Source organism: Arthrobacter melezitosi, assembly GCF_054511055.1.
Map to the genome: position 1 here is coordinate 51,951 of NZ_JBTNDJ010000015.1, position 25,449 is coordinate 77,399.

Consider the following 25,449-nt stretch of genomic DNA (forward strand, 5'->3'; position numbering starts at 1 on the left):
CCGTGCGGGTCCTCGCCCGCGCCGGCACCCCGCACGCGGCGGGTAACCTGTAGGTAATGTCCGCAATCCGCGCCCTGGCCGATGAGTTGGCCGCCCGCAGCGACTCCGATCTGCGCCGCCTCCTTGCCGTACGCCCTGACCTGGCCCTGCCGCCGGTCCCGGACTTCGCCGCCCTGGCCGCCCGGGCCTCCACGCGGGCCAGCCTCCAGCGGGCCCTCGAGAACCTCACCGAACCGCAGCTGCAGGTCCTTGAGACGGTGCTTATTGCCGCCGAGGCCACCGGCGGCAACGCGGTGGACACCGCCGCGCTGGCTCAGCTGATCGGCGGCGTCGAACCGCCGGCACTGGAGGCGGTCCTGGCCGAACTGTCGGCGCGCGCCCTGCTGCAGGCTGCGCCCCCGCCGCAGGACGACGGCCCCTGCGGTGGCGCCGCGCTGACCCAGCCGGGCTCCCGCATTTGCCCCGTCGGCCCACTCGGTGAGGCCCTCGGGCCGTACCCCGCCGGCCTGGGCCGTCCCCTGGGCGCCCTCGTCCGCGTCCTGCCCGGCTTCGGCGGCACGATTCTCGAGGCTGCGGAGCGCGTCCGCGCACTCGGCATCCCGCTCGGCCCGACGCCGGACGCGGAGGCCGCCGCCGCTGAGCTAGGGGACGCCGTCGGGCGGCCCGACGACTGGCAACGGCTCCTGGCTGCCGCGCCGCCGGGCACCCCGGACCTCCTTCGGCGGCTCGCCGGAGCGCCGGTGGGCGTTGCGCCGGCAGCCGCCCGCACCGGGCAGCCGGCCGGGCACCCCGCGGCCGAGGTGGACTGGCTGCTCCGGCACGGACTGCTCGCCCGGATTGATGCCTCCCACGTCGAACTGCCCCGCAATGTCGGCCAGGCGGTGCGCGGCCACCGGGTCGTCACCGCCCTGCACACGGCACCGCCCGATCCCGGCCTCCGCCCGGTGCGCCTTGCCCTCCGCGACAACGCCGCCCACAGCGCGATCGCCGAAACCCTCCGCCTGGTCGGCGCCCTGCTCGCCCCCGGCGGCCCCACCCCGGTGGCCACACTGCGTTCGGGAGGCGTGGGGGTGCGGGAGGTGAAGCGGCTGGCCGAGGCGCTGCAGGTCGAACCGGACGCCGCGGCATGGCTGCTTGAACTGGCTGCCGGGGCGGGCATGCTCGCGCTCGACGTCGACGACTCCCGGTGGAAGCCCGCTGCTGCGGCCGCACGTTCGGACGACCGGGAGGCACTGTGGCTGGCCCTGGTCGACGGCTGGCTTGAGCTTGAGCGCGCGCCCTCCATCGTGGGGTCCAAATCGCCCGACGGAAGCACCATCAACGCCCTGGCCGCCGAAGCCTCCCGCCCCGACGCCCCGCGGGTGCGCCGGCGCGTGCTCGACGCCGCCGTCGAACTGGGTGCCGGCGACTTCCCGCCAGGCACCGGAGCCGGCGTCGACGCCCCGTCCCTGACCGGGCGGCTCGCCTGGCACCAGCCGCGGCTCCGGCGGCGCTTCGAACGCCTCGTCCCCGGAATCCTGGCCGAGGCGGAGGCACTCGGCCTTTTCGGAGGCGGCGCCCTGACCGAAATCGGTGGGCTCGTACAGCAGTACCGCCTCGCCGAGGCCGCCGCCGCCGTCCGCGGGGCCCTGCCGGCACCGCTGAGCCACTTCGTCGTCCAGGCGGACCTCACCGCCGTCGCCCCGGGGTACCTCGACCCGGCCGTGGCACGGGAACTGCTGCTGCTCGCCACCCCCGAGGGCCAGGGGCCCGCGACCACCTACCGGTTCTCCGCGGCGTCGATCCGTTCGGCCTTGGACGGCGGGCAGGACGCCGCGGCCATCCTCGCCTTTTTGGCCCGCCATTCGGCCACCGAACTGCCCCAGGCACTGACCTACCTCGTCGAGGACACCGCGTCCCGCTACGGCGCCCTCCGGGTCGGAAGCGCCGGCAGCTACCTGCGCACCGAGGACGACGCCGCCGTCGAGGCACTGCTCGCCGACCCGCGGGCGGCCGGCCTGGGCGTGGTCCGGCTGGCCCCGACGGTCGTCGCGGCACGCGCCGGAGCCGCCGAACTCACGGCGCTGCTGCGGGACCTCGGCTATTTCCCCGCACCAGCGCATCCGCCGGCCGCCGTGGAGGGTGGAGCCCCTCCCCCGGCACCCGGCGCGCCCGGAGAACGTGCGCCGGCCCTGCCCCCGCGGGCCAGGTCCAACCCCTGGACCGTCACGGAGGAGGAGATCGCCGCCCAGGTGCAGGCGCTGCGGGATGGGCCCAGGCACCCGGCCGACCGGGCGGCGGGATCCGAGGGGGAGACCCTGCTGGGGCTCGAAACGCTGCGCACCGCCATCCGCCAGCGCTCGGCGGTCCGTCTCGGAACCGCCGACAGCCAGGGCAATTCCGTCCGGCAGGTGCTCGTCCCCCTGTCCGTCTCCGGCGGCAGGGTGCGCGTTTTCGATCCGGCCCGGCAGGTCGAAAAGGTGGTTTCGGTGCACCGGGTGATGGACGTTGAAATTATCGAAGGGAATTCCGATGGCTGACGGACCGCTGATCGTTCAGAGCGACAAGACCATCCTGCTCGAGGTCGACCATCCCCAGGCGGCCGAGGCACGCCACGCCATTGCGCCCTTCGCCGAACTGGAGCGCGCGCCGGAACACGTCCACAGCTACCGGCTGACCCCGCTGGGGCTGTGGAACGCGCGGGCCGCGGGCCTTGACGCCGAGCAGGTCCTTGACACCCTGTTGACGTTCTCCCGTTTCCCCGTCCCGCACGCCCTGCTGATCGACATCGAGGACACGATGTCCCGCTACGGGCGGCTGCGCCTCGAGAAGGACGCCCAGCATGGGCTGGTCCTGCGGACGACCGACTATCCGGTGCTCGAGGAGGTGCTCCATGCCAAGAAGATCGCACCCCTGCTCGGTCCGCGCATCGACGGTGAAACCGTCGTCGTCCACTCCTCGCAGCGGGGCCAGCTCAAGCAGCTGCTGCTCAAGCTGGGGTGGCCGGCCGAGGACCTGGCCGGGTACGTCGACGGCACCCCCCACCCCATCGCCCTCACCGAGGAGGGCTGGTCCCTGCGCCCCTACCAGAAGCTGGCGGCGGACAGCTTCTTCGCCGGCGGCTCAGGGGTCGTCGTGCTGCCCTGCGGCGCCGGCAAGACCATCGTGGGGGCGGCGGCCATGGCCACCAGCAAGACCACCACCCTGATCCTCGTCACCAACACCGTCTCCGCCCGGCAGTGGAAGGACGAGCTCCTTCGGCGCACCTCGCTGAGCGAATCGGACATCGGCGAATACTCGGGGGCCCTCAAGGAGGTCCGGCCGGTCACGATCGCCACCTACCAGGTCCTCACCACCCGGCGCGGCGGGCTCTACCCGCACCTCGAGCTGCTCGACAAGAACGACTGGGGCCTGATCGTCTACGACGAGGTCCACCTGCTCCCCGCGCCGATCTTCAAGATGACCGCCGACCTGCAGGCGCGGCGCCGCCTGGGCCTGACCGCCACCCTGGTGCGCGAGGACGGCCGGGAGGGTGAGGTCTTCTCCCTGATCGGGCCCAAGCGGTACGACGCGCCCTGGAAGGACATCGAGGCCCAGGGCTACATCGCCCCGGCCGACTGCGTCGAGGTCCGCGTCGACCTGCCGCGGGACGAACGCGTCGCCTACGCCATGGCCGAGGACGGCGACAAGTACCGGCTGTGCTCGACCTCGGACACCAAGTCGGGCGTCGTCGAAAAGCTCGCCGCCGCCCATCAGGGCGAACAGCTGCTGGTCATCGGGCAGTACCTGGACCAGCTCGACGACCTCGGTGAACGGCTGAGCGCGCCCGTGATCAAGGGCGACACCGCCGTCAAGGAGCGTCAACGGCTCTTCGCGGCCTTCCGCAGCGGGGAGATCCCCACCCTTGTCGTATCCAAGGTGGCCAACTTCTCCATCGACCTGCCCGAGGCCTCGGTCGCCATCCAGGTGTCGGGCTCCTTCGGCTCGCGCCAGGAGGAAGCCCAGCGCCTGGGCCGGCTCCTGCGGCCCAAGGCGGACGGGCGCGCCGCCCGCTTCTACACCGTCGTCGCCAGGGACACCCTCGACCAGGACTTCGCCGCGAAGCGGCAGCGTTTCCTTGCGGAGCAGGGCTACGCCTACCGGATCCTGGACGCGGCAGGGCTGGCCGGGTGAGTTCCCGGGCCGGTGGCCCTCGCGCCGTCCGGATCGTCTCCAGCAAACTTCCAGTCAATTTCCAGAAAACGAGCGGATAATGGCGCAGGTGAAGAAGCCGACCCCCGAAGCGAAACTCCTCGTCGTCGATGATGAGCCGAACATCCGTGAGCTGCTGTCGACGTCCCTGCGGTTCGCCGGGTTCGACGTTGTCGCCGCCGGCAACGGCCGTGAGGCCCTCGCCGCGGCCGAAGCGCACAACCCGGACCTCGCCGTCCTCGACGTCATGCTGCCCGATATGGACGGTTTCACCGTCACCCGGCGCCTCCGGGCGGCGGGTCGGCACTTCCCGGTGGTCTTCCTCACCGCGCGCGACGACACCGAGGACAAGGTCACCGGCCTCACCGTCGGCGGCGACGACTACGTCACCAAGCCCTTCAGCCTCGACGAGGTGGTGGCCCGGATCCGCGCCGTGCTGCGCCGGACCCAGCCGCTGTCGGACGACGACGCCGTGATCCGGGTGGACGACCTCGAGCTCGACGACGACGCCCACGAGGTCCGCCGGGCCGGGGAGATCATCGAGCTGTCCCCCACCGAGTTCAAGCTGCTGCGCTACCTCATGATGAACCCGAACCGGGTGCTGTCCAAGGCGCAGATCCTGGACCACGTGTGGGAGTACGACTTCAACGGGGACGCCTCGATCGTCGAGTCTTACATCTCCTATCTCCGCCGGAAGATCGACAAGAACGCCGACGCGGCGGCACTCATCCAGACCAAGCGGGGCGTGGGCTACCTCCTGCGCTCCACCGACCGACGCTAGGCAGCGACACCCTTGATCCGACGGTGGAATTCGGCCTCGCTGCGCTCGCAGCTCGTGGCCATCATGACCCTGCTCATGGTGGTCACGGTCGGCATCACCGGAATCGTCACGGTGTCGCTGCTGCGCAACGGCCTGATCGAACGCATGGACGGCGACCTGACCGCCAACGCCCAGAACGTTTCCAACGCCTTCTTCCACGACCGCAGTGCGAGCGACCGCCCGCTGCTGCGCTTCTACGGGGCGCTCCTCGGCCCCGATGGCACCATCCTCGAGACCTCCCATTCCGCCGCGGAGTCCGATGTGCCCCGGCTTCCGCACCTCACCTCCAAGCAGGTGAACAAGCTCAACGGTGAGGCCTTCGAGGTGAGCGGCACCGCCCCCGACAGCCCGGGCTGGCGGGTCAAGGTCCTCGAGTACGAGGACGGGCCGCAGACCCTGGCAATCGCCTCCCCCATGACCACGGTGGACGACTCCGTCCAGGAGGCCTCGGAGATTATTTTCACTGTGGGGCTGGTGGCGACGATGATCGCGTCGGCCATCGCCTTCGTCGCCGTGACCCGCCAGTTCCGGCCCCTGGCCCGGGTGGAGCGCACCGCGGCGGCGATCGCCGCCGGGGACCTCTCGCGCCGCGTCGAGGTGGAGCGGCCGGCCACCGAGGTCGGGCGCCTCTCCCGCTCGCTCAATGCAATGCTCGCCCACATCGAGCGGGCCTTCGCCGCGCGCACCGAATCCGAACGGAAGATGCGCCGGTTCGTCGCGGACGCCTCGCACGAACTGCGCACCCCGCTGGTGACGATCCGCGGCTTTTCGGAGCTGTACCGGCATGGCGCACTGCAGCAGGAGGAGGACGTCGCGGCGGCCATGAACCGGATCGAAAGCGAAGCGATCCGGATGGGCCACCTGGTGGAGGACCTGCTGACGCTGGCGCGCATCGATGAACAGCGGCCGCTCGAGGCGAAGCCCATCGACCTGATGGTACTGGGCAATGACGCCGCCCTCGACGCCCGGGCCATCGCCCCGGACCGCGCGATCACCGTCACCGGACTCGACGGCGGTGCCCCGCGGCCGGCGCCCACTGTCGGTGACGAGGCCCGGCTCCGGCAGGTGCTGGGCAACCTGATGACCAATGCGCTGCGCTACACCCCGGAGGGAACTCCGATCGAGGTCGCCGTCGGCGTGGCCCCCGTTCTCCACGGGCATAGCGATTCGGTGATCGAGGTGCGCGACCACGGGCCGGGGATCTCCGAGGAGGACGCCGCCCGGGTCTTCGAACGTTTCTACCGCGCCGACTCCTCCCGGCACCGGGAAACCGGCGGCACCGGCCTCGGGCTCGCCATCGTCGCAGCGCTCGTCGCCCAGCACGACGGCACGGTGCGCCTCGAGGAAACCCCGGGAGGCGGAGCCACGCTCTCGATCCGCCTGCCCCACGCGGTCGAGGAGCACCCGGAGTTCCCCTCCACAGAACCCGCCTGAGGCACGGTTGTCCCCAACCGGGGGCTCGGCGGGCAGCGCCGGGCCGCCGGCGCCTACAGTTCGGGGACCGGCAGGTGCCGGACTCAGCCGGCCCGGGAGGAACCCATGGCGTACTTTCAAGTGGACACCGACAGCCTCGCGGCGCGCAGCGCCCAGGTCCAGGGGACCATCGGCAGGCTGCAGGCGGAGGTCGGTTCGATGGAGGCGGGGCTGCGGGAGCTTGAGGCGCTGTGGACCGGCCAGGCCGCGGCCAACTTCCAGGCGCTCATCACCCAGTGGCGGGGAACTCAGGTCCGGGTTGAGGAGTCCCTCGCCGGCATCAACGAGGCCCTCGCCGCGGCGGGCCGCTCCTACGCCGAGGCGGAGCTGGGCAACACCCGGATGTTCCTTCCCTGAGCCGCCGCCGGCTTAACCCAAAAGGAGCGGCACCCCCGCAAGGGGATGCCGCTCCTGGTCGGCTGGAGAGCCGGGGGTTTGGGGACTAGAAGCCGCCCATTCCGCCCATCTCGTCGGCGCCGGGGCCTGCGGGGGCAGCCTTCTCAGGCTTGTCCGCAACAACGGCCTCGGTGGTCAGGAACAGCCCGGCGATCGACGCGGCGTTCTGCAGCGCCGAGCGGGTGACCTTCACGGGGTCGTTGACGCCTGCGGCGAGCAGGTCCTCGTAGACACCGGTTGCGGCGTTGAGGCCGTGGCCGGCGGGCAGGCCGCGGACCTTGTCGGCGACAACACCGGGCTCGAGGCCGGCGTTGAAGGCAATCTGCTTCAGCGGAGCATCGATGGCAACGCGGACGATGTTCGCACCGGTTGCCTCGTCGCCGGAGAGCTCGAGGCTGGCAAACGCCTTCGCGCCGGCCTGGATCAGGGCAACGCCGCCACCGGCGACGATTCCCTCTTCAACGGCAGCCTTCGCGTTGCGGACGGCGTCCTCGATGCGGTGCTTGCGCTCCTTGAGCTCAACCTCGGTGGCTGCGCCGGCCTTGATGACTGCAACGCCGCCGGCCAGCTTGGCCAGGCGCTCCTGCAGCTTCTCGCGGTCGTAGTCCGAATCCGAGTTGTCGATCTCGGCGCGGATCTGGGCAACGCGGCCGGCGATGGCGTCGGCGTCGCCGGCACCTTCGACGATGGTGGTCTCGTCCTTGGTGACGACGACCTTGCGTGCCTGGCCCAGCAGGTCCAGCGTGGCGTTTTCGAGCTTGAGGCCGACCTCTTCGGCGATGACCTGGCCACCGGTGAGGATGGCGATGTCGGCCAGCTGGGCCTTGCGGCGGTCACCGAAGCCCGGAGCCTTGACGGCGACGGACTTGAAGGTGCCACGGATCTTGTTGACCACGAGGGTGGCCAGGGCTTCGCCTTCGACGTCTTCGGCGATGATCAGCAGCGGCTTGCCGGACTGCATGACCTTCTCGAGGACGGCGACGAGATCCTTGACGTTGGAGATCTTCGAGTTGACGATCAGGATGTAGGGGTCTTCGAGGACCGTTTCCTGGCGCTCGGCGTCGGTCACGAAGTAACCGGAGATGTAGCCCTTGTCGAAGCGCATGCCTTCGGTGAGCTCGAGCTCCAGCCCGAAGGTGTTGGACTCCTCGACGGTGATGACACCTTCCTTGCCGACCTTGTCGAGCGCTTCGGCGATGAGGTCGCCGATCTGCGTGTCACCGGCCGAGATCGAAGCCGTGGCGGCGATCTCTTCCTTCGTTTCGATTTCCTTGGCGGAAGCCAGCAGCTCGGCGGTGACGGCCGAAACGGCCTTCTCGATGCCGCGCTTGAGGCTCAGCGGATCGGCGCCGGCGGCGACGTTGCGGAGGCCTTCCTTGACCAGGGCCTGGGCGAGGACGGTGGCCGTGGTGGTGCCGTCACCTGCGACGTCGTCGGTCTTCTTGGCGACTTCCTTGACCAGCTCTGCGCCGATCTTCTCGAACGGGTCGTCCAGCTCGATTTCCTTGGCGATGGAGACACCATCGTTGGTGATCGTGGGGGCGCCCCACTTCTTCTCGAGGACTACGTTGCGGCCGCGTGGGCCCAGCGTTACCTTGACGGCGTCAGCGAGGATGTTCAACCCACGCTCGAGGCCGCGGCGGGCCTCTTCATCAAAAGAAATGATCTTGGCCATAACGGCGTAGGTCCTTTCGGGGACAGTTATGCATTTCAGCAAACGAGTGGTCACCTGCCTGGGGTGCCCGCGACGGACGGGCGGCACCGGGACGATCTCTTTACGTTCCGGAGTCCACCCTCACCCCAGTGGCATGCCTGCTTTCCTCAACGCCCGTGACTTAGCAGTCAGCGGGTTCGAGTGCTAAGTCAATAATTAGCACTCCCACCGCACGAGTGCAAGCCGTCGGAGGTCAACCCGTCCGGGACAACCCTGAAAACCGGGGGCCGGATCGGGGGTTCTACCTGATGACGTGCTCCCGCGGCCGGGCATAGCGTAGGAGCAGCACCAACAACCAAGGAGAGACGTGTCAACGACCCCAGACCAACCCCGTTCCGGTTCGGATCCCGCAGGCGAGGTACCCCCTCCCCAGCCTGAGGGGTTCCCCCAGCCCGGCGGGTACCAGCAGACCCCGTACCAGCAGGGTGAGCACCAGCAGGGTGAGCACCAGCCGAACCCCTACGAGCAGAGCCCCTACCAGCAGAACCCCTACCCGCAGGGCCAGTTCCAGGGCTCCTACCCGCAGGGCCAGCCGTACGGGCCTCCCGGCTACCCCTACGGATCCGGATACCCCGAGCAGAAGTCGCGGCTCGTCGCAGGGCTCCTCGGGGTCCTGCTCGGCTCCCTGGGCATCCACCGGTTCTACCTTGGCTATGTGGGCATCGGGATCGCCCAGATCGTCGTGACGATCGTGACCTTTGGACTGGGAGCCATCTGGGGCTTCATCGAGGGCATCATGATCCTCGTGGGTGCCGAGTCCTTCCGGCGCGACGCCAGGGGCGTTCCGCTGAAGGAGTAAGTTCCGCTGAAGGAGTAAGCAGGGCGCCGGGGCCGCCGGGCAGGCTGCGGCCAGGCAGCGGGCCTACTGGAGGTCGGGCCCCACGACCACCGTGAGGTCCGGCGAAACCCCGGCGCCGTCCTGCACTCCCGCGATGCCCAGCACCGCGGCCACGGCCTCGGCACCGGCGCGCTGCTCGAGCCCGTTGTAGAAGACGACCGACGCTTCGAGCGGGGCTCCGGCCCAGTTCCCGGCCGCCGCGCCGGTCCAGCCGTCCGCCCCAAGCCGCCCTGCCACCGTCCCGGCGAGCCCGGGGACCCCGGTGCCGTTGAGGACGTTGACCCGCTGGGACTTATCAACGGCGGGGGCCTCCGGCGAGGCCGAGGCCGACGGCGAAGGTGACGCCGGGTCGGAGGCCGACGGGGTTCCGGAGGCCTCCGGCGAACGCATCCGCTCGGGAGAGGGGGACGCCGTCTCGCCGGCGGTGGCCGACGGCCGGGCATTTGCGGCCGAGGCGTTCTGGGCACTGCCCAACTCGAGCCGCGGAAGCAGGAAGTAGGCGGCAAGGCCCACCAGCAGCGCGAGGATGCCCACGGCGATCTTCAACCCGAGACCGCTTCCACGGACGGCCACCAGCCGCTCCCGGTGCACGCCATGGCGCGACGCCTTCTCGGGGATCCGGTCAAACTCGTCCTGGGGGTATTGGCTCATGGCGGCGTGGGGATCCTTGGGTAGGTCAGATCTCGGCGCCGAGGCGGCGGGCGGAGCGGGCGCGCTGGCGCGATGTCCGCAGCCTGCGCAGCCGCTTCACCAGCATCGGGTCGTGGGCGAGTGCCGCCTCCGAATCGATCAACGCGTTGAGGACCTGGTAGTAGTGGGTGGCGGACATGTTGAAGAGGTCCCGGATCGCCTGTTCCTTGGCCCCGGAGTACTTCCACCATTCCCGTTCGAGCGCCAGCATCTGCTGTTCCCGCTCGCTGAGGGCGCCCCGGCTGCCGGGCCCTGGGGCAGGGGCCCCCGCTGGCTCGCTCACGCGCCGCTCCTCCTCGTAGTGAATGCTTCCGCACCCATGGTAGTGGCGAATGACATGCCTGTCATACGACGCACCGATCGTCCCCGGGATCCCCGCTGCCGGGCAGATCGGCCAGAATGAGGGAATGCACTTCGAGGATGCCCTGTTCCCCCTTCCGGCGCCGGACCCGGCCGGTCCGGGCGGAGCGCCGGGCACCCCCGCCTTTCCCTTCGCGGCCCCTGCCCCGATCGGGGCGATGGTCGCCTCGGGCTGGGCGCCCGCCCTGGCACCCCACGAAACGGCACTCCACCGGCTTGCGGCCCGGCTTGAGGAGGACCGCCGCGCCGGCCACCGGATCCTTCCCGAGCCGGAAAACATCCTGCGCGCCTTCAGCGGCCCGCTGGCCGGGGTGAAGGTCGTGATCGTCGGCCAGGATCCTTACCCCACGCCGGGGCATTCGGTCGGGCTCGCCTTTTCGGTCGATCCGGCGACCCACCCGCTGCCGAGGAGCCTGGTGAATATCTACAAGGAACTGTCGGCGGACCTCGGCGTGCAGGCACCCGCCACGGGGGACCTCTCGGGGTGGACCCGGCAGGGCGTGCTGCTGATGAACCGCGTGTTGACCGTGCGGGCGGGGGAACCGGCCTCGCACCGCGGCTGGGGCTGGGAGGACATCACCGACGCGGCGCTGCACGCGCTCGTGGCGCGGGGTGGCCCGCTGGTCGCCGTCCTGTGGGGCCGTGATGCCCTGAAGCTGAAGCCCGTGTTCGCCGGGGTCCCCACGGTGGAGTCGGCGCACCCCAGTCCACTCTCGGCCTCCCGCGGCTTCTTCGGCTCCAGGCCCTTCAGCCGGGTCAACGCGCTCCTGCGGGAGCAGGGCGCGGACCCGGTGGACTGGCTGGGCGGCTGAGGGGCTACCGGCGGCGGTTACGCCGTCGTTCGTTGCTGCCGAGGCCCCGGGTCAGGGGCCGGGCGAGGTTGTCGCCGAGCACCACCCCGCCCGCGACCGCGAGGATCACGGTGAGCGCATTGAACAGTCCCAGCGCCCCGGCGCTGGGGACGCCGGTGTTGGTGGTGAGCATGTACATCGAGCGGAAGATCGCCAGCCCCGGGTAGAGGAACATGACCGCCGGCACCGCGAGCACCAGTTGGGGCGCGCCCATGCGCAGCGCAACGATGCGCGACAGCGCGCCGATCAGCACCGCGGCCAGCGCCGGCGCCAGCCGGTAGCCCACCCCGGCGTTGATCGCCGAAATCCAGAGCACGTAGCCGGCGGTTCCCACCAGGGCGGTGGGCACCACGAGCGACAGGTCCGTCTGCTCGGTGACCGCGAACATCGCCACGGCGATGAAGATCAGCGCGGCGATCACCGGCCAGGGATACGGCGAGGTGGGGGCAGCGAGCAGTTCGAGCTCCGGGATGCCGATGGCCGAGCCGAACACCAGGGCGACAGCGATCCCCGCGACGACCCCGCCGAAGATCAGCAGCGCCGACAGGAAGCGTCCCGCCGCGGTGACGGGGAATCCGTTGATCGCGTCCTGGGTGGCCGAGACGAGCCGGCCCGCCGGAAGGAGCAGCAGGATGCCGCCGACGACCACGAGCGAGGGCGCGATGGGCACCTCAAGCCACCAGAAGAGCATGGCGGTCAGGGTGGCCATCGCCGAGGAGGTGGCCACGGAGAAGAACTCGGGCACCCTCCACCGGCCGAGCTGGCGTGAGACGAGGTCGACGAGGATACAGCTGCCCAACCCGATGAGGGCTCCGAGCACTCCCCCGCCGATGAAGGCGACGATTGCCGCACCAAAGATCCCGAACGCGGCGGTGACCATCCAGCGCGGGAAGGGCTTGGGCCGCCTCGTGATCTGCTCGAGGCGCCGGGCCGCCTCGATGCGCGAGACCCCGCCGGCGGCGATGTCGGAGACGAGCTGGTGGATCGACACCAGCCCGGCGTAGTTGTTCGTCCAGGACCTCACCACGCGCAGCACGGTGGTGGGCGTCTGGTCCTTGGCGGAGTAGTTGATCACCACCGACTGGTTGGTGATGTCAACCTCGATGTGGTCGAGGCCCAGGGCCGCGGTGACGGCGATGATGCTCGTCTCGACCTCCAGCGCCCCGGCGCCGTAGCGGAACATCGTCTCGGCCAGGCTCAGGGCGAAGTCGAGGGTCTTGCGGGCGCTGGCGTCGGGCCCCCCGACCGCGATGGTGGGGTTGGCGTAGGGGCTCCCGGCGAGCCGCTCCACGATGCTCATCGCCTGGGTCGGCGGCTCCTCACCCTGGACGAGCCGGCGCAGCACGTTCCGGGCCGCAGCGTTCGAACGGTCCGGGCGCACCGTGCGCGGCGTCGTCGGCAGCGCATCGGTGGGCGACGGTTGGCGGGAGGGCCGCCGGGCGGGCCGCGGGCGCGGCCTGGCTCCGGGGACGGCCGGCGTGCCGCCCGCCGGGGGCGAGGGCTCACCGCCGGGCTTCCGGACCACCGACGGCCCCTGGGCCGACGGCGGACGGATCGGGTGTTGGATCACCGGCAGTGGGCCTGCCGCCGGTGAGGGATTGGTGTCCGGTTTCCGGCCACCGTTCGAGCCGGCCTTGTCATCCACGGTGTTTTTCCCTGCCTTGCTGCCCCGCGGGCGGTTCTTCGATCAGTAGAAGGGCTGCTGGTGACGGCGCCAGTAGATCTGGCGGGCCACCCGCTCCCCCACGGCGGTCCACAGCTTGTACTTCCTGTCGTCGAGGGCCAGGTCCCAGCAGCCGGTGAAGTCGGTGACCGTCTTGGAGAAGCTCGTCTTGAATAGGCCGAGTCCGTGGTGCGGGTGGGAGGTGTCCTTGAGCCGGTCGGCCGGCGGGGTTCCGCAGAAGTCGTACTCGCGTATGGCGAACTCGTCCTTGAGGTCGGTGATGGCGGTCCACTGCAGGAGGTGGGAGTCCCCGTACTGGGAACGCCCGGGCTTTGACCCGCCGTCCTTGTAGGTTCCCTTGCTGCCGTAGTTGATGACGAACGCACCCACCGAGGGCTCGCCGTCCTCGTAGACGAAGTAGAGGCGGCCCTGGCCCGCCGCCGCGAAGTTCGCCCAGAACCTGCTGTAGTACTCGAAGGACCTGAGCCGGGCGGCCGAACGGTCCTCGATGTGGGCCATCAGCCGGTACATGGTCCTGAAGTTTTCCTCGGTGGGCTCGACGCGGCGCACCTCGACACCTTCCCGGATCGCCCGGCGCACGGCGTTGCGCCCGCGCGAGGAAAGGTTGCGCAGCAGCTGGTTCGGCTCCGGGCTGGTGTCCAGGAGGGCCGTATGGTCGTTCGGCTGCAGGTCGAAGGTCTTGCGCAGGCCCGCCGCGGCGAAGAGCTGCCGGACCTCCGGGGAGTCGACGATATCGGGTTCGATCTTCACGGCGAAGACGTTGAGCCGGGAGGCGGTGGTGAAGCTTTTCACCGCGTCGAGCACGGCCGGCACATGGGCGGGCTCGGCCACCCCCGGCCCCTTGATGAGGTACCAGAGCCTGCCCAGGACCGGGAAGGACTTCTCGAGCACCAGGTTGTAGCTCGAATACTCCGCCGACTCGAGGACCAGGAACCGCGGTGTCCACCCGTGGTGGGACTTCACTTCGGCGAAGGAGGCCGACTGCAGGACGTTTCCGCCGTCCGGGTTGGAGGTCACGAGGTCGTCCCACTTGTCCTGCTCCGCTTCGGTGGCGAAACGCGCGGTGAAGTTGATCAAAGTGCCTTCTCTGCTGGTGGCCCGGGCGTGGCCGGCGGTGTTCCGGCGCACGGATTTACCCGCCCAAGTCTAACTGTTGCACCGATTCGGGGCCGCATCCGGCGAACCCGGGCGCAGCTTTTGCCCGCAGGGGCACCCCGTCTCGATAGCATCGGGGGCATGGACTTTCGATACCTCGGAAACAGCGGACTGAAAATCTCGGAGATCACCTACGGGAACTGGCTGACCCACGGGTCGCAGGTGGAGAACGACGTCGCGGAGCGGTGCGTCCGCGCCGCCCTCGACGTCGGCATCAGCACCTTCGACACGGCGGACGCCTACGCCAATACGGTGGCGGAGACCGTCCTGGGGAACGCCCTGAAGGGCGAGCGCCGGGAAACGATCGAGATCTTCACGAAGGTCTACTGGCCCACCGGCTCGAAGGGGCACAACGAGGTGGGTCTGTCCCGCAAGCACATCCGGGACTCGATCGACGGTTCGCTGCGCCGCCTGCAGACCGACTACGTGGACCTGTACCAGGCGCACCGGTATGACAGCGAGACCCCGCTGGAGGAGACGATGCAGGCCTTCGCCGACGTCGTCCGCCAGGGCAAGGCCCTCTACATCGGCGTGAGCGAGTGGACGGCGGAGCAGATCCGCGCGGGGCACGCCCTGGCCCGGGAGCTGGGCATCCAGCTGATCTCCAACCAGCCCCAGTATTCGATGCTGTGGAGGGTGATCGAGGATTCGGTGGTGCCGGTTTCCCAGGAGCTGGGCCTGTCCCAGATCGTCTGGTCGCCGGTCGCCCAGGGCGTACTGACCGGCAAGTACCTGCCGGGCCGGCCGCCGGAGCAGGGCACCCGCGCCGCCGACGAGAAGGGCGGCGCCTCGACGATCCGACGCTGGATGGAAGATGACGTCCTCACCGGGGTGCAGCGGTTGAAGCCGATTGCCGACGGCGTCGGGCTCACGATGGCCCAGCTGGCCATCGCCTGGGTGCTGCAGAACCCGAATGTCGCCTCCGCCATCATCGGCGCCTCGCGGCCGGAGCAGGTGGAGTCGAACGCCGCGGCCGCCGGTGCCGTCCTCGACGCCGGTGTGATGGAGGCCATCGATGAGGCCATCGGTTCGCTCGCCGAACGGGATCCGGCACGCACCCAGTCCCCCGAGATGCGGCCGGCCTGATGGGCGGTCCACGCATCGCCGTCACGGGCGCGTCGGGAAAGCTGGGCCGCAGCGTGGTGCACGGCCTGCGCGAAGCGGGCAACACCGTGCTCGAGCTTGACCAGCACGGCGAGCGCGGCCCCGGCTTCCTCCGGATCGACCTTCGCGACTACGGGCAGGTCCTCGATGCCCTCCTCGGCGTCGACGGGGTCTCCGACGGGTTCGACGCCGTCGTGCACCTGGCGGCGATCCCGGCCCCGGGCATCACCTCCGACGCGGCGACCTTCGCCAACAACATGGCATGCACCTACAACGTGTTCCAGGCGTGCCGGCGCGCGGGCATCCGACGGATCGTGTACGCCTCCAGCGAGACGGTCCAGGGGCTGCCCTTCGACACCGACCCGCCCTACCTGCCCGTCGACGAGGACTACCCCGCCCGCCCCGAGAGCACCTATTCGCTGGTGAAGCACCTCGAGGAGCAGATGGCCGCGGAGCTTGCCCGGTGGGATCCGGAGCTGAGCATCACGGCGCTGCGTTTTTCGAACGTGATGGACCCCGAGGACTATGCCGAATTCCCATCCTTCGATGCGGACGCCCGGCTGCGGAAGTGGAACCTGTGGGGCTACATCGACGGGCGGGACGGCGCGCAGGCGGTGCAGAAGGCGCTCGAGAACGCGCAGCCCGGCTTCGACACCTTCCTGATCGCCGCCGCGGACACTGTCATGTCCCGCCCCAGCGCGGAGCTTGCCGCCGAGGTGTTTCCGGGGGTTGAACTCCTCAGGGAGGTCCCCGGAAACGGGACGTTGCTCTCCATCGAGAAGGCACGCCGCGTCCTCGGTTATGAGCCCCGGCACAGCTGGCGGGACCCCCGCCAGGGGAAGGGCAACTACCTTCGGACGTAAAAGATCAGTAGGCTTATCAATGGAGTACGGACAGTGTGCCCACCGCAACGAAAGGTGAAACCATGACCGAAGAACACCTCCCCGACGAGGACCTCACCATCATCACCGACAGCGAGGTGGAGGAAAGGTCACTGGCCGAGCTCGATCCGCTGACCGGAGGCCGCGCCGACCTGTATCCGAATGCGGCAGAGGACAACCCCGACCGGTGGCAGGACGACCCGCTGCTCCAGGGCGAGGGGTACGACGACGAGGAGAGCAACCTGCTCACCGACCAGATCCTGCGCGATGAAACGGCAGAGGCGCGCTGGGCACACGGCGACGAGCAGATCCCACCGGATGTCCCAACCCTCGGCGAGGCCTCCGACGATGTCGACTTCGGCATCGGAGAGGACGACGACGAGGTCGACTCAAGCGACGATCCCTCGAATCGGGGCGGCGCACCGCTGAGCCACTTCGACGAAAAGGACCTCGAGTAGGCTCCACCGGCGGAGGGGCCACCCGGGGTGCGCGTGCGTCCGCCCCGGGGAAAGGCCGCCAGCCGCCGCCCCCGGCCGCCGGAACACCGGCGGCCGGGAGCGGACCTCAGTAGGAGATCAGTTCGACGAGGTCCCCCACCCTGTCCTCGGGGTAGTTGCGGGCGATATCGGCCTGGCTGATCACCCCGACCAGGTCATGCCCGTCGATCACGGGCAGCCGCCGGACCTGATGGTCCTGCATGGTGCGGATCGCCTCCTCGACGGTGTCATCGGCGCCGATGGTGACCGGCTTGCCCTGGGCCAGCTCGCCGGCCGTGACGCTGGTGGGGTCGCCCCCGTCGGCAAGGCACCGAACCACGATGTCGCGGTCCGTGAGCATGCCCTTGAGCCGGTTGTCCTCGCCGCAGATGGGAAGCGACCCCACATCGAGGTCCCTCATCTTCACCGCCGCCTGCTGCAGGGTGTCCTTTTCACCGATGCATTCGACACTGCCGGTCATGATGTCCCGCGCTGTGGTTGGCATAACGCTCTCCTTCGCTTGAGGTGCGCCGGGTCGGCGGACGCGGCGCGGGCTCCGGCGTCGTACCGTAAGCCTGCTTAGCAGTATCCGCCCGGACGCGCGCGAAGCAAAGGAGTTGGAGGGGTTATGCTCGGCACGGCCGCTCCGTAGACTGCCCCTCAGGGAACTTATCTTCCTTCACCGTCTTCGAAAGGACCGGCAGCCGCCATGTCAGAATCCTCAGAGCCGCAGGAACGATCCCATAACGAGGCACCCGCCGAGGGCGATCCCGCGGCGGATCCGGCCGACCTCCGCCAGCACACGCAGGATGCCGCCGAGGGCGAGGACCCTGACGCCGGGCACGGGGACGCCCCGGCCGGGCAGAATTCCTGACGGACGGGACGGGGCCGCGGCCGCCGGCTGAAGTCTTATTCCCCGGGCCCGCCGTCATTTCACTCAGCGTGCTTTCCACCGCTCGGGCCACAGTGGTAAACCGTACGTACCTCACGCAGGCTGCGCCGGTGACGGCGCACAAGCACACTCAGAAAGGTGCTGCCAATGACCCACGCATTGAAAGACCATTCGGGCCTCTACAAGGTATCCGGGCCCTGGACAACCATCTATGTCGATGGAAGTGCCGGCACCGACGACTCCTTCGCGAGCGATGACATTCTTCCCCGCACCGTGGCGGACGCGATGCAGCGCGAGGGGGCGCCCAAGGAAGACGTCAAGGCGGCGATGACAGCGCTCTCCAAGACAGCGCGGGGTCTTCCCGACCCCGTGTCCCGCTTTGTCCTGGTCTGCGGCGGAGAGGCCGCCGTCGACGACTTCCTGCCGGGCGGGCTGGTCACCGGAGCCCCCGTCATCGCCGTCGGGCCCGTCCCCGACCTCAGCCCGCTCGCCCGGCACTGCCCCGGAGGTTTTGCCTATGTCGTCGCCGAAGTGGGGCGTGACGGTGGCGAGGTCTACCTGCGCCGCGCGGACCGGGAATGGGGCGCACCCGACCGCGGTGAGCCGGTGGCCGCCGTCGAGGGCGACACCGAGCACATGCGCAAGGTCCACGGCGGCGGGTGGGCGCACGGGCGGTACCAGCACCACGCGGAGAAGGTCTGGAAGTCCAATGCGGCGGAGGTTGCGGCGGAAATCGACAGGACCGTCTCGGCGACGCGCGCCAAACTGGTCGTCCTGTCCGGCGATATCCGGGCCCGGCAGCTTGTCGCCGACCAGGTGTCGGAGGAAACCCGGGCGCTCCTGGGGGTCGTGGACAGCCACACCCGCACCGGCGGGTCGGATGCGGAGACCTTCACCCTGCAGGTCGACCAGCTCGTCACGAAGGTGATGGCCGACGAGCAGCACCACCTCCTCGAGCGGCTGGCCGAGCACGAGGGCCAGGCGTCCGGCTCCTCGGCGGCGGGGATCGAGGCGGTTGTCGCGGCGCTGCAGCAGGCGCAGGTCGACACCCTGCTCCTGGAATCCACCGCCTGGGACGACCGGACCCTGCTCGCACTTGACGCCCCGCCCTGGATCGCAACGGCCGAGGAGGGAACCTCCGGAGCGGAGGTCCTCGGCAAGGTCCCCGCCCTGGCGGCGATCCTGCGGGCGGCGGCGCTGACCGATGCCGACACAGTCATGTATCCGGCGGGCGCGCTCGAGTCGAAGTCAATCGCGGCCCTGCTGCGGTGGCCCACCGGCCCGGCCGTTCCATCGGCGACGTAGGTCCAGGCATACACAAAGCGGGACTCCCCGGCCTCGGCCGGGGAGTCCCGCTGTATTGTCATGTGCCGCCGCGGCGGAGCCTACTTGCCGCTGTCCCGGCGGCGCGTGTCGACGTCGGGATCGAGCTCGTCGGCCTTCCGGGCGTGGTTCATCGTTTCCTCGCGCAGGCCCTGGGCGTCGGTTTGGCGCTCCGAGGCCTGACGGCGAAGCCGCTCGGCCTCCACCTCGGCACGCTGCGCCTCGGCCTCGGCCATGGTCGCCTTGGCCTCGCGTTCACGCGCCTCGAGTTCGGTCTCCTGGGCCTTTTCCCGGATTTCCGCAGCCTGCCGCCTGCCCTTTTCCTTCTGTCGCTCAACGTGGGCCTGCCGGCGCTTACGGCTTAGCGCTATCACCACTCCAATCACCGCCAGCACGACGATGATCCCAACAATGATCCAGATCAGTTGGCTAGTCTCCACTGCCCGTTCACCTTCCCTGTCGTCCTTGAAGTGCGGGATGCCTCATTCAACGCGCTGGAGCCCTGCGGTTTAACCGCCGAGGCCGCCGAGTCCACCGAGTCCGCCGGGGAGCTTTCCCAGCAGATCCTGCGGATTGATTCCAAGCTTGGAGAGCAGCCCGGCGTGCTGCTCGGTATCGACCTGGTCGGGAAGCTCCGATTCCGCCTGGCCTGCCTTGTCGTGGTTGCCCTGGGACTTCAGCAACTCGATGATCTGGGCTTTATCGATGTTCATGGTTCCTCCAGTGCCTTCCATCCGGCACCCAACGCTTGGGCGGCCGGTTTCACAGTCCGCGATACTAAGCACGCTTAGGAAGAGCATGGCACAACGGTTCCTTGTTGTCACGGGCATGCTGCCGCCGCGGGCATCCGGCCACCGGAACTGGCACAATTCCTCCATGCCGACAACGCTGCTGATCCTCGCCGACACCCATATCCCCAAGCGGGCGAAGGCGCTGCCGGCCAAGGTCTGGGCGGCCGCCGAGGCCGCCGACCTCGTGCTGCACGCCGGCGACTGGACGGACGTATCGTTCTTCGAAGAGCTCTCCGGGCGCTCCCGGCGCCTTGTGGGCTGCTACGGCAACAACGACGGCGAGGCCCTGAGGAGGAGGCTGCCCCTCGTGGGCGGAGTTGTGATCGAGGACCTTCGGTTCTCCATCGTCCACGAGACGGGAGGAAAGGCCGGAAGGGAGTCACGGATGGACGGGGAGTTCCCCGGTACCGACATCCTGGTCTTCGGCCACAGCCACATCCCGTGGGACACGGTCACCGGAGCAGGGATGAGGCTGCTGAATCCCGGCTCCCCGACCGACCGGCGGCGGCAACCGCACTGCTCGTACCTCACGGCGACCGCCGACGGGCGCCGGCTCGACGTCGAACTTCACCGGCTGCCCGTGCGGGTGGCCTGACCACCTGCGGAGCGCCTCCGCAACGGTTCGGAGGCATGGCACACTGGCCCTATGATCCTGCTTGGCTGGAACCCGGACGGAGACGATCCTTTCGGCGGATACCGGTCGGCCGTCGAGCGGGTCACCGCAACCGGAAGCTTCTCCTGCACCTGGCGCCTTCTTCCCCGCCACGCGGCCGAGGGCGCCGAGGTCTGGCTGCTCGTCCAGGGATCCCGCGAGCGCGGCGTCATCGGCCACGGTAGGGTCCTCCCGCCCCCCGATCCCCGGGGGGACTCCCCGCACCCGTCACCGGGCGTCGTCGAGTTCGATGCGCTGCGGCCGCGGGGAGACTCGATCCCGCTGGAACTGTTGATCCTCCGCGTGCCCGGCATCACCTGGGAGGTGAAACGTGCCTCCCGCCGGATCCCGGCGGCCGCCGGGCACGCGCTCAGGACCTTGTGGAGCGAGACCAGCGCCATCGAAGAATCGGACCCCCTTCTCCAGCCTCCGGGCACCCTCCCGCAGGACGCGCTTGTCCAGGTGTGGGCCAACCGGTACGAGAGGGACCCCTCCGCCCGCCGGGTGTGCCTGGCGCACCACGGGAGCTCCTGCGCCGTCTGCGGCTTTTCCTTCGAGGAGGCCTTCGGGGCGGCCGGCCGGGACTTCCTGCAGGTGCACCACCTTGTCCCGGCGTCCCGCCTCGGGCCCGGGTACGAACTGGACCCCGTCTCCGACCTCGTGCCGCTCTGCCCCAACTGCCATGCCATGGCGCACCGGCGCCTCCCCGAGCCCTACTCCCCCGCCGAGTTGCGCGCGATGAGGTCGGCCGCCGGTTTCCTGGCGGGGACGGTCCTCGGTCCGGCGGAACTCGAAGCCCAGGCCGACGCCGCACGCCTCCTGGGAGGCGGCTAGGCGAGCCGTGGCCAAGCCCGTCTCGGCCCTCATATACTTCGGGGTACGTCATGAGCCGGAAGCGATTGGGGGCCGGCGCTGGGGCCCCTCCAACGACAAGAGGTAGACATGGTTCGTGTCTTCGGCATAGCGGCGGCCGCTCTCGCCGTACTCGGCCTCATTCTGGTGGCCATCGTGCTTTTCAACCGCGACGACCCCGTAGCCGCCAAAGCGTCCGAAATCCGCTTCACAGCCGCCGGGGACTTCGCCGCCCGAGGGGACACGGGAGCCGTCCTCACCAAGAACGAATCCCTCTCCCCCGACTTCACCCTCGCGCTCGGAGACCTCTCCTACGGGAGTCCCGGCGAGGAGCAGGCCTGGTGCGACTTCGTCACGAGCCGCGTTGGAGTCGACTTTCCCTTCCAACTGATCGCCGGCAACCATGAAAGCGACGGCAGCGACGGGAACATCAACGACTTTTCCGCCTGCCTTCCCAACCGGCTGCCCGGAATGGTCGGCACCTATGGCCGCCAATGGTATGTCGATGTGCCGGCCAAGAAGCCGCTGGCACGCTTCGTGATGGTGTCACCGGGCCTGACCTTCGCCGGTGACGAACCATGGGATTACCGTCCCGGCTCGGACCACCACGCCTGGACGGAAGCAGCCATCGACGGAGCCCGCGACACCGGCATCCCCTGGGTCATCGTTGGAAACCATCTGCCATGCCTCTCCATTGGAGAATACGGATGCGAGGCAGGCGAGGAATTCACCAACATGCTGATCAGCAAGAAGGTCGACCTCGTGCTCAACGCCCACGAGCACCTCTACCAACGCACCTTCCAGCTCGGACATCGAGACGGCTGCCCCGAAATCGTCGCCGACACAGTGAACGAGGATTGCATCGCCGACACCGACAAGTCCCTCGCCCAGGGCGCCGGCACCGTCTTCGCCACCGTCGGCACAGGAGGGGTCAAGCTGCGCGACGCCAATAAGGCCGACCCCGAGGCGGATTACTTCGCGGCCAGCTCGGGCGCCAATGCCAATCCCACCTACGGGCTGCTCGATGTCTCGGTCACGGAGAAGTCGATCTCGGCCGATTTCGTCCAGGCGGCGGTCGGGACGTTCAAGGACTCCTTCAAACTGACGAGGAATCCCGACAGCGCCCGCGGGCCCGAGGCCACCTTCACCGAGGAGTGCGGGGGGCTCGCCTGCTCCCTCGATGCGTCGACGCCATTCGCCGCACAGGGGAACCGCTCGTACGCCTGGGACTTCGGCAACGGTGAAACCGCCACCGGGGTTCGGCCGACGGTCACCTACGACGCCCCGGGGACCTACCAAATCACAGTGACCGTCAAGGACGACACCGGCAGCGCCACCTCGTCCACGTCGGTTTCGGTAGCGGATGGGAAGGACGGAACCGCTTCCACCTTCAGCGACGAGTTCGAGCGGACCAGTACGTCCGGGTGGGGCGAAGCGGACGACGGAGGCGCATGGACCGACGGCGGGAACCCGGGCGCCCTCCTTGTCGAGGATGGGCAGGGGGCCCTCCAACTGGCCGCTGCCGACTCGGCAGCGGCCGCGTTCCTTGGTTCGACGAACAGTTCACGCCTCGACCTGCGCGCCACGGTGGGAGTGGATAAATCGCCCGTCGACGGCAGCCTGTACCTGCGCCTCGTCACCCGTCAGACCGACCGCGCGGGTGCCTACCGCACGGTTCTCCAGTTCTCCCGCGACGGCGGACTTTTACTGTCCATCGACAGGGTGAGTGGCGACGGCACTGAAACCACGCTTGGGAGCAGACGGGCCGTCCCCGACGTCACGGTGACGGGGGGCGAAACCTTCAACGTCCGGACCCAGGCCACAGGCACCAGCCCAACGACGCTCCGCGCGAAGGTCTGGAAGGCAGGCGAAGATGAACCGTCCGAATGGCAGATCGAGACCAGCGACTCAGCGCCGGGGCTTCAGATAACCGGCTCCGTCGGGCTCACCAGTTCCCTCTCGGCGCGGGCGGCGAACGCCCCGATCACAGTGCGGGTCGACGAGATCACCGGCAGCGTTGCGGAGTGAGCCTGCGGCAACACGGCGTCCCGGTGGTGCCCGCCGCCGGTTCGGTCATCCGGGAAAGGCCGTGAGCGCCCGCTCGGCGACCTTCGCGAGTTCGGCCCGGCTGGCCCCGCTGGCGGCCTGCACCGCGAGCCCGGCAGTCACGGTGGCGAGGTAGCGGGCAAGATCCGCAGGATCTTCGGTCGCCGGCAGGTCTCCCGTCTCGATCGCCTCCTGGAAGCGCCTCACAAACCGCGCCTCTCCGGCGTTCCGGCTTTCATTGAGGAACTCGACCACCTGCTGGTCTCCCGGGTGCCCTGACAGGCCACCCTGGATGGAAAGGCACCCCGGGGGCCTGTCCGGCAGCGTGATGGACTCCACATTGGCGCGGAGGTAGTGTTCGGCCACCTCCCGGGCCGTCGGCTTCGCCAAGGCAACATCGATGTAGGCCATTTCGACCCGCGCATACCGGCCGATCGCCTGCCGGAAGGTGCCTTCCTTATTACCGAAGGCCGCATAGAGGCTCGGGCGGCTGATGCTCATCGCCCTCGTCAGGTCCTCGAGGGTCGTGCCTTCGTACCCCTGCCGCCAAAACACGTCGACCGCACGCTCCAGGGCCTCATCGACGTCGAACTCCCGGGGCCTGCCTCGAACCGCCATCAGCACTCACCCTCCTGCCATCGAACGCCCGAGAGCATTCCAACGGAAAAGCCCCGGGTGTCATTACGGTTCATTCTGCCACGCAGCAGGACACCGCCCGGCCTGCAACCGGCACCGCCGGGCCAGCCGCTCAGGGGAGGAACGGCCCGCCCGGTCCGAAGGAGTCCGCCGCCTGGAGGCCAGCGGGAGCCCAATTTCATACTGTTCGAAATATAAATCTGGTTTCGGGGAATATCACGGCCCACCGGACGTTATCTATACCGTACGATACAAAAATCAGGCCTCGGCCGCTCACGACAGGATCCACCAAGAATGTCTACAGACACCATGCTTTCCGGCAAGACCGCCCTCGTCACCGGGGGCTCCCGCGGCATCGGGGCCGGTATCGTCCGCTCCCTGGCCGCCCAGGGCGCCACCGTCGCCCTCACCTACTGGTCCTCCCCCGAGGCCGCCGAATCAGTCGTTGCCGAGGTCACCGCCGCCGGCGGCAAGGCCGTGGCCATCCGCGCCAACAACTCCGACCCCGATGCAGCCCGCCAGGGTGTCAGGGACGCCGTGGATGCCCTGGGCTCCCTGGACATCCTCGTCAACAACGCCGGTGGCGGCTGGTTCGAGCCCTTCACCGAGGCCTCGGACGAGCACATCGAATCCACAATCAACCTCAACATCCGCGGCACCGTCTACACCACCCAGGAAGCCCTCAAGCACCTGCCCGACGGCGGCCGGATTATCACCATCGGCTCCATCAACGCCATCAGCATCCCCTTCGTCGGCGGAACCGTCTACGGCATGAGCAAGGCGGCCCTCGTCGGGCTGACGAAGGGCCTGGCCCGCGACCTGGGCGGACGCGGCATCACCGTCAACCTCCTGCAGCCGGGCCCCATCGACACCGACGGCAATCCGGCCAGCGGCGAATACGGCGGGTTCCTCGCCGGCCTGACCGCCCTCAAGCGCTTCGGCACCCCCGCCGATGTCGGGGCGCTGGTGGCGTGGATCGCAAGCGACGCCGCCAACTACCTCACCGGCGCCACCATCTCGAACGACGGCGGCTGGACCGCCTGATCCCCCGCGGCGGGCCGTCGGCGGTGAGCGCGCGCGGGGGCAGTCACGCTCACCGCCGAAGGCGATGTAAAGGCCCTGCCTTTCCGGCCCGGTCGCGGAAGGACGACCATAATATTCGAGCACGCAGCTCCCCGGAGCCATAGGATCGATGGGAACCGCGTCGCACTACGAGCGGCGCGGCCCCGCTACCGGGGCAGTCGAGCTAGGAAGGAACCGAAAGTGATTGGATTCATCATCGCCGGGCTCATCATCGGCGCACTTGCACGACTCATCAAACCGGGCAAGCAGAACCTCGGGCTGATCGCGACCCTGCTGCTGGGCCTCGTCGGATCGATCATCGGCGGTTCGATCGCCAGTTTCCTGGGCACCGGAAACATCTTCGAACTGAACGTGCTCGGCTTCATCGTCTCGGTGATCGCCGCGGTCCTGCTGATCGGCATCGCCGAAGGCGTGGCAGGCCGCCGCCGCGTCACCCGCTGACCCGGGCCCGGGGGGGGGGGGGGGGGGGGGGGGGGGGGGGGGGGGGGGGGGGGGGGGGGGGGGGGGGGGGGGGGGGGGGGGGGGGGGGGGGGGGGGGGGGGGGGGGGGGGGGCGAGGGGTG

26 protein-coding genes are annotated in these 25,449 nt (G+C 69.4%); 17 read left to right on the forward strand and 9 right to left on the reverse strand.

What is annotated here, in order from left to right; translation table 11 throughout:
* Positions 1-56: 56 nt before the first annotated feature.
* From ACX80W_RS13825 to ACX80W_RS13845, 5 genes are all read left to right on the forward strand, one after another.
* Entirely contained in the window at positions 57-2,519 is a 2,463-nt protein-coding gene (locus ACX80W_RS13825; protein ID WP_459284223.1) for a helicase-associated domain-containing protein, read from the forward strand.
* Positions 2,512-4,152: a DNA repair helicase XPB gene (locus tag ACX80W_RS13830; RefSeq protein WP_459284225.1), complete on the forward strand. Its 1,641-nt coding sequence runs from the start codon at positions 2,512-2,514 to the stop codon at positions 4,150-4,152. Before ACX80W_RS13825 ends, ACX80W_RS13830 begins: the two co-directional genes overlap by 8 nt.
* Positions 4,153-4,231: 79 nt before the next feature.
* Positions 4,232-4,951, forward strand: a complete 720-nt coding sequence (locus ACX80W_RS13835; RefSeq protein ID WP_159619328.1) for a response regulator transcription factor — start codon at positions 4,232-4,234, stop codon at positions 4,949-4,951.
* A gap of 12 nt (positions 4,952-4,963) precedes the next feature.
* Entirely contained in the window at positions 4,964-6,424 is a 1,461-nt protein-coding gene (locus ACX80W_RS13840) for a sensor histidine kinase (protein ID WP_459284227.1), read from the forward strand.
* Positions 6,425-6,529: 105 nt separating this feature from the next.
* Positions 6,530-6,820 (forward strand): WXG100 family type VII secretion target, encoded by a 291-nt coding sequence (locus ACX80W_RS13845; protein ID WP_459284229.1) that lies wholly within the window; start codon positions 6,530-6,532, stop codon positions 6,818-6,820.
* Positions 6,821-6,905: 85 nt separating this feature from the next.
* Here the strand turns inward: ACX80W_RS13845 and groL are convergent, their stop codons facing one another.
* On the reverse strand, positions 6,906-8,534 hold the full coding sequence (gene groL / locus ACX80W_RS13850; protein WP_459284231.1) for a chaperonin GroEL: 1,629 nt from the start codon (positions 8,532-8,534) through the stop codon (positions 6,906-6,908).
* 346 nt (positions 8,535-8,880) lie between these two features.
* Between groL and ACX80W_RS13855 the strand changes: the two genes are divergently transcribed.
* Positions 8,881-9,372, forward strand: a complete 492-nt coding sequence (locus ACX80W_RS13855) for a TM2 domain-containing protein (protein ID WP_459284233.1) — start codon at positions 8,881-8,883, stop codon at positions 9,370-9,372.
* Positions 9,373-9,435: 63 nt separating this feature from the next.
* Here the strand turns inward: ACX80W_RS13855 and ACX80W_RS13860 are convergent, their stop codons facing one another.
* Together ACX80W_RS13860 and ACX80W_RS13865 are read right to left on the reverse strand one after the other, a co-directional pair.
* Positions 9,436-10,062, reverse strand: a complete 627-nt coding sequence (locus tag ACX80W_RS13860; RefSeq protein ID WP_459284235.1) for a LytR C-terminal domain-containing protein — start codon at positions 10,060-10,062, stop codon at positions 9,436-9,438.
* A gap of 25 nt (positions 10,063-10,087) precedes the next feature.
* Positions 10,088-10,384 (reverse strand): DUF3263 domain-containing protein, encoded by a 297-nt coding sequence (locus tag ACX80W_RS13865; protein ID WP_459284237.1) that lies wholly within the window; start codon positions 10,382-10,384, stop codon positions 10,088-10,090.
* Between the two features lie 124 nt (positions 10,385-10,508).
* On the opposite strand from ACX80W_RS13865, the gene ACX80W_RS13870 reads away from it, so the two are divergent.
* On the forward strand, positions 10,509-11,273 hold the full coding sequence (locus ACX80W_RS13870; protein ID WP_459284267.1) for a uracil-DNA glycosylase: 765 nt from the start codon (positions 10,509-10,511) through the stop codon (positions 11,271-11,273).
* Between the two features lie 4 nt (positions 11,274-11,277).
* Here the strand turns inward: ACX80W_RS13870 and ACX80W_RS13875 are convergent, their stop codons facing one another.
* Together ACX80W_RS13875 and ACX80W_RS13880 are read right to left on the reverse strand one after the other, a co-directional pair.
* A complete protein-coding gene (locus ACX80W_RS13875; protein WP_459284239.1) occupies positions 11,278-12,957 on the reverse strand; it encodes a threonine/serine exporter family protein in 1,680 nt (559 codons plus the stop codon).
* A gap of 42 nt (positions 12,958-12,999) precedes the next feature.
* A complete protein-coding gene (locus ACX80W_RS13880) occupies positions 13,000-14,073 on the reverse strand; it encodes a lipid II:glycine glycyltransferase FemX (protein ID WP_459284241.1) in 1,074 nt (357 codons plus the stop codon).
* 159 nt (positions 14,074-14,232) lie between these two features.
* Between ACX80W_RS13880 and ACX80W_RS13885 the strand changes: the two genes are divergently transcribed.
* From ACX80W_RS13885 to ACX80W_RS13895, 3 genes are all read left to right on the forward strand, one after another.
* The gene (locus ACX80W_RS13885) at positions 14,233-15,237 is read left to right on the forward strand and encodes an aldo/keto reductase family protein (RefSeq protein WP_459284242.1); all 1,005 of its coding nucleotides are present in this window, start codon (positions 14,233-14,235) and stop codon (positions 15,235-15,237) included.
* Positions 15,237-16,118 carry an NAD-dependent epimerase/dehydratase family protein gene (locus tag ACX80W_RS13890; protein WP_459284244.1) on the forward strand — a complete coding sequence of 294 codons (882 nt, stop codon included), beginning with the start codon at positions 15,237-15,239 and terminating at the stop codon, positions 16,116-16,118. Before ACX80W_RS13885 ends, ACX80W_RS13890 begins: the two co-directional genes overlap by 1 nt.
* A 62-nt stretch (positions 16,119-16,180) precedes the next feature.
* Positions 16,181-16,594, forward strand: a complete 414-nt coding sequence (locus tag ACX80W_RS13895) for a hypothetical protein (protein ID WP_459284246.1) — start codon at positions 16,181-16,183, stop codon at positions 16,592-16,594.
* Between the two features lie 106 nt (positions 16,595-16,700).
* Here ACX80W_RS13895 and ACX80W_RS13900 read toward each other — a convergent pair whose 3' ends face one another.
* Positions 16,701-17,117 carry a CBS domain-containing protein gene (locus ACX80W_RS13900; protein WP_459284247.1) on the reverse strand — a complete coding sequence of 139 codons (417 nt, stop codon included), beginning with the start codon at positions 17,115-17,117 and terminating at the stop codon, positions 16,701-16,703.
* Between the two features lie 204 nt (positions 17,118-17,321).
* On the opposite strand from ACX80W_RS13900, the gene ACX80W_RS13905 reads away from it, so the two are divergent.
* Together ACX80W_RS13905 and ACX80W_RS13910 are read left to right on the forward strand one after the other, a co-directional pair.
* A complete protein-coding gene (locus ACX80W_RS13905; RefSeq protein WP_459284249.1) occupies positions 17,322-17,486 on the forward strand; it encodes a hypothetical protein in 165 nt (54 codons plus the stop codon).
* A 165-nt stretch (positions 17,487-17,651) separates the two neighbouring features.
* Positions 17,652-18,809, forward strand: a complete 1,158-nt coding sequence (locus tag ACX80W_RS13910) for a baeRF2 domain-containing protein (protein ID WP_459284251.1) — start codon at positions 17,652-17,654, stop codon at positions 18,807-18,809.
* 80 nt (positions 18,810-18,889) lie between these two features.
* On the opposite strand, the gene ACX80W_RS13915 is transcribed toward ACX80W_RS13910, so the two are convergent.
* Both ACX80W_RS13915 and ACX80W_RS13920 read right to left on the reverse strand, forming a co-directional pair.
* Positions 18,890-19,267 (reverse strand): hypothetical protein, encoded by a 378-nt coding sequence (locus ACX80W_RS13915; RefSeq protein ID WP_459284253.1) that lies wholly within the window; start codon positions 19,265-19,267, stop codon positions 18,890-18,892.
* Positions 19,268-19,336: 69 nt separating this feature from the next.
* Positions 19,337-19,540 (reverse strand): hypothetical protein, encoded by a 204-nt coding sequence (locus tag ACX80W_RS13920; protein WP_459284255.1) that lies wholly within the window; start codon positions 19,538-19,540, stop codon positions 19,337-19,339.
* 163 nt (positions 19,541-19,703) lie between these two features.
* Between ACX80W_RS13920 and ACX80W_RS13925 the strand changes: the two genes are divergently transcribed.
* From ACX80W_RS13925 to ACX80W_RS13935, 3 genes are all read left to right on the forward strand, one after another.
* On the forward strand, positions 19,704-20,213 hold the full coding sequence (locus ACX80W_RS13925) for a metallophosphoesterase family protein (RefSeq protein WP_459284256.1): 510 nt from the start codon (positions 19,704-19,706) through the stop codon (positions 20,211-20,213).
* A 51-nt stretch (positions 20,214-20,264) separates the two neighbouring features.
* Positions 20,265-21,104: an HNH endonuclease gene (locus ACX80W_RS13930; RefSeq protein ID WP_459284258.1), complete on the forward strand. Its 840-nt coding sequence runs from the start codon at positions 20,265-20,267 to the stop codon at positions 21,102-21,104.
* Between the two features lie 108 nt (positions 21,105-21,212).
* Entirely contained in the window at positions 21,213-23,150 is a 1,938-nt protein-coding gene (locus tag ACX80W_RS13935; protein WP_459284260.1) for a PKD domain-containing protein, read from the forward strand.
* Positions 23,151-23,195: 45 nt separating this feature from the next.
* Here the strand turns inward: ACX80W_RS13935 and ACX80W_RS13940 are convergent, their stop codons facing one another.
* Positions 23,196-23,786 (reverse strand): TetR/AcrR family transcriptional regulator, encoded by a 591-nt coding sequence (locus ACX80W_RS13940; RefSeq protein WP_459284262.1) that lies wholly within the window; start codon positions 23,784-23,786, stop codon positions 23,196-23,198.
* Positions 23,787-24,098: 312 nt separating this feature from the next.
* On the opposite strand from ACX80W_RS13940, the gene ACX80W_RS13945 reads away from it, so the two are divergent.
* Positions 24,099-24,848, forward strand: a complete 750-nt coding sequence (locus ACX80W_RS13945) for an SDR family NAD(P)-dependent oxidoreductase (RefSeq protein WP_459284263.1) — start codon at positions 24,099-24,101, stop codon at positions 24,846-24,848.
* 219 nt (positions 24,849-25,067) lie between these two features.
* The gene (locus tag ACX80W_RS13950; protein WP_459284264.1) at positions 25,068-25,328 is read left to right on the forward strand and encodes a GlsB/YeaQ/YmgE family stress response membrane protein; all 261 of its coding nucleotides are present in this window, start codon (positions 25,068-25,070) and stop codon (positions 25,326-25,328) included.
* The last annotated feature ends 121 nt before the right edge of the window (positions 25,329-25,449 follow it).